General features: G+C 66.8%; 1 protein-coding gene. It reads right to left on the bottom strand.

Features of this window, described 5'->3' with window-relative positions; genetic code table 11:
* Positions 1-154: 154 nt before the first annotated feature.
* On the bottom strand, positions 155-1341 hold a 1187-nt coding region (locus tag P3W85_RS41195; protein WP_276269057.1), incomplete at its 5' end, for a benzaldehyde dehydrogenase.

Here is a 1341-nt window from a genome sequence, read left to right as displayed (position 1 = left end):
CGCTTTTCCGGGCGGTTGAATTTGACCCATGCCACGCCGTTCTCGATGCTGAAAACGACGGTTTGTTCCTCTGCTTGATTGCTCATTGCCTGCACCTTGATGAAAAAGAATGAAGAGATCGGCCGGAGCGCCCGCGCGGACGCCCCGCCCGGGTTCAGAACGGATACTGCGGAACGGCGTCCTTGACCGTCACCCATTGCCAGTGCGTGTACTGCTCCCAGTCGGCGGGGCCGCCCACGCTGCTGCCGTTGCCCGAGGCGCCGGTGCCGCCGAACGGGTTGATCACCTCGTCCGCGACGGTCTGGTCGTTGATATGCAGCAGGCCCGTGTGCAGCCGCTCGCCGAGGGCCATGGCGCGGCCCACAGAGGCCGAAATCACGCCCGCCGACAAGCCGTAGTCGGTACGATTGGCAAGCTCGATGGCTTCGTCGTCGGTATCGAACGGGATCACGCTCGCGACGGGCCCGAAGATCTCTTCGTCGAACGCGCGCATGCCCGGCTTCACGTTGGACAGCACGGTCGGCCGGTAGAACAGTCCCTCGTGGGTTCCGCCCGCCTCGACCACGGCACCGGCCGCCACCGAGGCATCGACGATGTCAACGACGTTCTGCAACTGCCGGCGGTCGATGATCGGACCGAGCGCTACGTGCTCCACGGCCGGATCGCCGACCGGCAGGTGGCGCGCCTTGTCGGCCAGGCGCCGCGTGAGTTCCGCCGCGATACTGCGGTGGGCCAGCACCCGGCCGGTCGCCATGCAGATCTGCCCCTGGTGGAACCAGGCACCGAACGCGATTGCCGACACGGTCTTGTCGAGATCGGCGTCGTCGAGCACGATCAGCGAGTTCTTGCCGCCCAATTCCAGTGACACTTTTTTGAGATGCTTGCCCGCCAATTCGCCGATCTTGCGGCCGGCGGCCGTCGAACCGGTAAACGCAAGCATCGGCACGCCGGGCGCCTCGACCAGCGCCTGCCCGACATCCGCGCCGCCGGGCAGCACGTGAAGCAGGCCCTTCGGCAAGCCCGCGGCGGCCAGTACTTCCGCAATCACGAATCCGCCTGCGTATGGCGTGCGCGGATCGGGCTTGATCACCACCGCGTTGCCCACCGCGAGCGCAGGCGCGACGGAGCGCAGCGACAGCACCAGCGGGAAATTGAACGGCGAAATCACACCGACCACGCCAAGCGGTAGCTGACGGGCAATGCTGAGCCGGCCCGGCGCGCTCGGCAGCACCCGGCCGTTGGCTTCCAGCGGCATAGCCGCAGCACGCTGCAGCAGCACGATCGCCTCTCGCACCTCATGCTCGCCCTTCGGCAGGATCCCGCCGGTTTCTCGCGCGATCA

The sequence above is a fragment of the Cupriavidus basilensis genome (assembly GCF_029335485.1).
Lineage (GTDB): Bacteria > Pseudomonadota > Gammaproteobacteria > Burkholderiales > Burkholderiaceae > Cupriavidus > Cupriavidus basilensis_E.
Note: the sequence above shows the minus strand (reverse complement) of the source record. Positions and strands in the feature narration are given on the sequence as shown.